Annotated in this window: 6 protein-coding genes; all 6 read left to right on the top strand. The window is 57.0% G+C overall.

Annotated elements, in window-relative coordinates; translation table 11 throughout:
• The coding region (locus ACIQ17_RS30775; protein ID WP_398473278.1) for a sigma-70 family RNA polymerase sigma factor at positions 1-627 on the top strand (627 nt) is incomplete at its 5' end.
• 268 nt (positions 628-895) lie between these two features.
• Positions 896-1141, top strand: coding sequence for a hypothetical protein (locus tag ACIQ17_RS30770; protein ID WP_398473277.1), 246 nt, complete (start codon positions 896-898; stop codon positions 1139-1141).
• 258 nt (positions 1142-1399) lie between these two features.
• On the top strand, positions 1400-1960 hold the full coding sequence (locus ACIQ17_RS30765; protein WP_398473276.1) for a type 1 glutamine amidotransferase domain-containing protein: 561 nt from the start codon (positions 1400-1402) through the stop codon (positions 1958-1960).
• 185 nt (positions 1961-2145) lie between these two features.
• Positions 2146-3201: a hypothetical protein gene (locus ACIQ17_RS30760; RefSeq protein WP_398473274.1), complete on the top strand. Its 1056-nt coding sequence runs from the start codon at positions 2146-2148 to the stop codon at positions 3199-3201.
• A 30-nt stretch (positions 3202-3231) separates the two neighbouring features.
• Entirely contained in the window at positions 3232-3426 is a 195-nt protein-coding gene (locus ACIQ17_RS30755) for a hypothetical protein (RefSeq protein ID WP_398473273.1), read from the top strand.
• 187 nt (positions 3427-3613) lie between these two features.
• Positions 3614-4908: hypothetical protein (locus ACIQ17_RS30750; RefSeq protein ID WP_398473272.1), on the top strand; the 1295-nt coding region annotated here is incomplete at its 3' end.

The raw sequence follows: 4908 nt of genomic DNA, 5'->3' as shown, positions 1-4908 counted from the left end.
CAGGAAGGCAACATCGGCCTGATGAAGGCGGTCTACAAGTTCGAATATCGCCGCGGCTACAAGTTCTCGACCTACGCCACCTGGTGGATTCGTCAGGCGATCACCCGCTCGATCGCCGACCAGGCGCGCACCATCCGTATTCCGGTGCACATGATCGAGACGATCAACAAGATCGTCCGCACCTCGCGCCAGATGCTGAACGAGATCGGCCGCGAGCCTACTCCTGAGGAGCTGGCCGAAAAGCTCGGCATGCCGCTGGAGAAGGTCCGCAAGGTCCTGAAAATTGCAAAAGAGCCGCTGTCGCTCGAAACCCCGGTGGGTGACGAGGAAGACTCGCATCTCGGTGATTTCATCGAGGACAAGAATGCGGTGCTGCCGATCGATGCGGCGATCCAGTCGAACCTGCGCGAAACCACCACGCGCGTGCTCGCCTCGCTCACCCCGCGCGAAGAGCGCGTGCTGCGCATGCGTTTCGGCATCGGCATGAACACCGACCACACGCTGGAAGAAGTCGGCCAGCAGTTCTCGGTGACCCGCGAACGTATCCGCCAGATCGAGGCGAAGGCGCTGCGCAAGCTGAAGCACCCGAGCCGCAGCCGCAAGCTGCGTTCGTTCCTCGACAACTGATACCAGCCACGATCGCTGTCAGAATGCCCGGCCTCGCGCCGGGCATTTTCGTTCGACAGATACCAAAGCGAGAAGCGACGCCCGGATACCTCTCCCCGCCGGGAAGAGGTCGAAACCGAAGGTTTCGGGTGAGGGGCGTTCCACATATGGAGGGCGGTCCGCGCTCCAGACGTCGGAACGATGCATTTCGCTGGCGATTAGCCGAATGCAGGGTCCCTGGTTGGGCATGCGTTGTGGAACCCATTGGCGTTCCACGCGTTGTATCCCCATGACAGATCAGCACACCGAGCAAAGCATTCCGCACAAGCTCACTCCGATCGAGCGAGCTGAACGTAACCTGATGCGTCAGAAGGACGCCGAGAAGGCCATGGCCGAGCACGAGCGTGCGCAGGAGCACCTCTACTCCAACATGGAGCGCCTTCGTGCCGAGCGCCTCAAGCGCGAAGCCGCGGCTACAAGTCAGGCCGCGCCGGCCCGGCGGGCCACCAAGCGCGCCGCAGGTGCCCGCGCTTAGGTTTCACTGATAGTCCAGCTATCAAAACGGCGGATCGCAAGGTCCGCCGTTTTTGCTTGCGCCAGCGCTCTGGCAGCAGGGCGCCCTCCCTCAATGGGGAGAGCCGGGCCGCGCCCGGCGAAGCTCGCAGAGCGAAGCCGGAGCCCGCCGCAAACGCCGTTCCCGCTGGCGTCCGCCACCCAATCGCCCCTTTCCCGTCAGGAACGATGCCCGCCGTCTCTCATTGCCCCTGCATCACACACAGCGATGGAGGTCCTGATGGCCGCGAAACTCACCGGCAAGCGCGTTTGCATTCTCGCCACCAATGGTTTTGAGCAGTCGGAACTGGAGGTGCCGCGCGATCGGCTCAGCGAGGCCGGCGCCGAGGTGCATGTGGTCTCGCCCGAGCATGGCGTCATCCGCGGCTGGGACGGCGACGACTGGGGCCAGTCGGTGAAGGTCGATGTGGCGCTGTCCGGCGCCAATGATGCCGATTACGACGCGCTGGTGCTGCCGGGCGGCCAGATCAATCCGGATCTGCTGCGCGTCAATGACGATGCGCTGGCGCTGATCAAGGCGTTCTATGCGGCCGGCAAGCCGATCGCCGCGATCTGCCATGCGCCGTGGCTCCTGGTCGAAACCGGCATCGCCGCGGGCCGCAAGATGACGTCCTATCATTCCATCAGGAACGACGTGATCAATGCCGGCGCGAAGTGGCAGGACAAGGAAGTTGTCAGCGACGGCGGCATCGTGACGTCGCGCAATCCGGGGGATCTGGAGGCGTTTTCGAAGGCGATTATCGCGGAGATTAGGGAAGCCGGGGAGAGGGCGGCGGCGTAGGAGTAGTAGGCTCTGTCGCCATTGCCCATTGAAGCGGTAATCGATCTCAATGCGAAAGGACGGTCCGCGAGGTCCGTCTTTTTTGCTGCCGAAGTGGCACTCGCTCCAGTGTCTGTCACGAGATTCTTCTAGTTTGCGCTGCACATTTGCGTAAATGTGGTCAAGTGCAACCTGGGAGAGTGAAAATGAAGACGGTCTTCACGCTCGGCAATGTTCAGATCCAACGGACGGCCGCACTGCCTGCCAAGCTCGCCGACAATGCCCTTCGCACCGTGGCACTCGACGCGATCCAGAGACGCAATGCGGTGCTTGATGCCGTTTTCTACGATATCGGCGTCATCACCGATGACGAGACGCCTGAACTGGCATTCTGGCTCGCGCGCGAGGGGACAGTTTTGGTTGTGCCTCCCACCGGGCAGGGGCACCTGCGTCTGTTTTTGACGGCCGAGGACTTCTTGCAAGACGGCGGAGCAGTCGCCGCCTTGGCTGTTGCCGGTGTCGGCAGTTCTGCAATTGGAGCCGCAGCCTTTGCACGCAATGTGGCGGATGCGCTTGGCGGCCAGGTGGCCGCGGTTGTGTCGGGTTATGGTCTAGCAGACGTTCTCACGGAAGCGCTCGGCGGCTTTTTCTGGTTCGGGGCGCTGAACAGCATGCGGCATATGTTCGAGTCGCTCGACGATGCGACGAAGCTTTTCACGAAGACGGAAAGAAAGCTCGAGGCAACCGATGGTCTCGCGTTCACCCGTACGAGCAAGGACACGCAAACCTTGATCGCTTTGCTGACGGACGAGCGTTTTCAAGTTCCGCTGTTGGTGGGGCATTCCAAAGGCAATCTCGTGATTTCAGAGGCCCTGTATGCCATCGCTCATCAAAGCAAGGAAGCTGCTGCCGATCTGGCCACGCGTTCGCGCGTTGTGACGTTCAACGCCAAGATTGGCGTGCCTCTTATGTTTCGGAAGCTGGACGTCGTGGGGCAATGGGACTGGTTCGGGGCTTTGAACTCACGCCCGGATATTAAGGCGGCGCTCACGGTGCCTCGCGCTTGGCACAGCACGAACACAGATTTTCCCATGCATATGGGCATCCCCGTAACCGCGACGTTACGACAAGTTCTGCCGTTGTTCGAAGATCCTGTCCATCAATCGGGACCGTCCATGATGCCAGATTTCCCGCAACTCATGACCGCCGCCATGCGGGGACCGCCTCTGCTATCGGTAAATACACAGGGCACTCCCGCATAGACATCGCGGCATCGGCCCGCTGCAGGTCACGTGATCAATGTCGGCGCGAAGTGGCAGGACAAGGGGGGCGTCAGCGACGGCGGCATCGTGACCTCGCGCAATCCGGGCGATCTGGAAGCGCTTTCGAAGCAGATCATCACGGAGATCAGGGAAGCCGCGGAAGCGCGGCGGCGTAGGGGCAGGCTCGAATTGTTGTTGCGAGGCTTAACCCGGCAATCCAACTGAATGTAACACGGAGGTCATCGGAGTTTCCTTTGTCTTCAGGGAATGAATTCGAAAAGCGTCAGGATAGATCAAGTTGTAGTCCCTCTGGTACTTGCCGGCATCCTCTCATGAGTTTAGGTGTCGTTGGAGTTTCGGCGGTCGATCTGTAGCGCGATCTACGCGAGCCGACAGATGGTGGGGAATGCTCGTGGCGAAGAAGACGACGACAAAAAAATCAAAACGCTTCCCGCTGGGATATCTGACGGTATTTAAACAGAACAATGGGCGCCAACTTCACGGAGCATTTGCGTTCTCGCCGTCAATCGATGCAGCAAAGGAAATTCCTTTTCCTGAAATTAAAAGAGAAGAAATAGAACGGGAGCCGACAACGGACTCGTCTTCAATGTCTTTTAAGGCGATTCAAAATGAGTTGGCTGGCGCGGTATCTCGCCATCGCTCGTTGAATAAATTGATGGGGCTTCTTGATGGTGCGGCAATGGACCTTCAATTCTCGTTCTCCATAAGGCCGGTTCTTATGAAGCATGCAACCTTGTCTCACGAGGATCCTGAGCGGTCAGTTTACTCTTTCAATCCAGCTCATTTTCCGGAGATCATGCAAGCAATCGGCGAAGGAGCAGATGGAATTCAAGGCATAAACCAGCTTCCCGGTTTGCTGCTAATCGGTCTAGTTAGTGAATACGATAATTTCTTGCGTAAGCTTATACGTGTCGGACTCTCGACCCAGCCTGCGCTGTTGTCAAAAATTGACCGCGCGATGAGTTTGAAGGAAATTTCGCAGTTTTCATCGATCTCTGATGCTTCAGAGTATCTTCTCGAAAAGGAGATTGATGAGATAATGTATCAAGATCATTTTGAGCAGCTAGTATCTATCGGAAAGCTGTTCAACGCGAATGTTGATACCAAGCAAGATTGCGTGAAGGCGTTTATGGAGATTTGTGAGCGAAGGAATCTTTTTACTCACAATGCTGGCTGTGTGAATGCGAGGTATCTCCATAAGTGCAAAGAGCACGGCGTCGAAGTCAAATGCAAGATCGGTGATATCTTAAAAGTCGATAGCGAGTATTTCGTTGGCGCTGTTTCAGTGGTTCAGGAGCTGAGTATTAAGCTCAGTCAGTTCTTGTGGCGTAAGCTTGTTCCAGCAGACCGTGGAACTGCCGATTCAAGCTTGAATCATACAGCATATGAACTCTTGCGATCCGATGAGTATGATATCGCCGAAAAAATTTTAGACTACGGTTTGCATCACGCTGGCAAAGGTGGATTGGAGTCCATGCGCAGAATGATGGCTGTTAACTATGCGCTCGCGATTAAACTGAAGGGGGATCAAAAGCGCGCAAACGCGGAACTCGACAAGTTTGATTGGTCTGCAACTAGTGTAGAGTTTCAGATTAGTGTTGCTGCTGTGAGAAGCGATCTCGATCTCATAGAGAGTCTGATGCCTGAAGCTGCGAGAAGCGAAAAAGTTGGTGAACAGCAAATCAG

The organism is Tardiphaga sp. (assembly GCF_044340795.1).
Lineage (GTDB): Bacteria > Pseudomonadota > Alphaproteobacteria > Rhizobiales > Xanthobacteraceae > Tardiphaga.
Note: the sequence above shows the minus strand (reverse complement) of the source record. Positions and strands in the feature narration are given on the sequence as shown.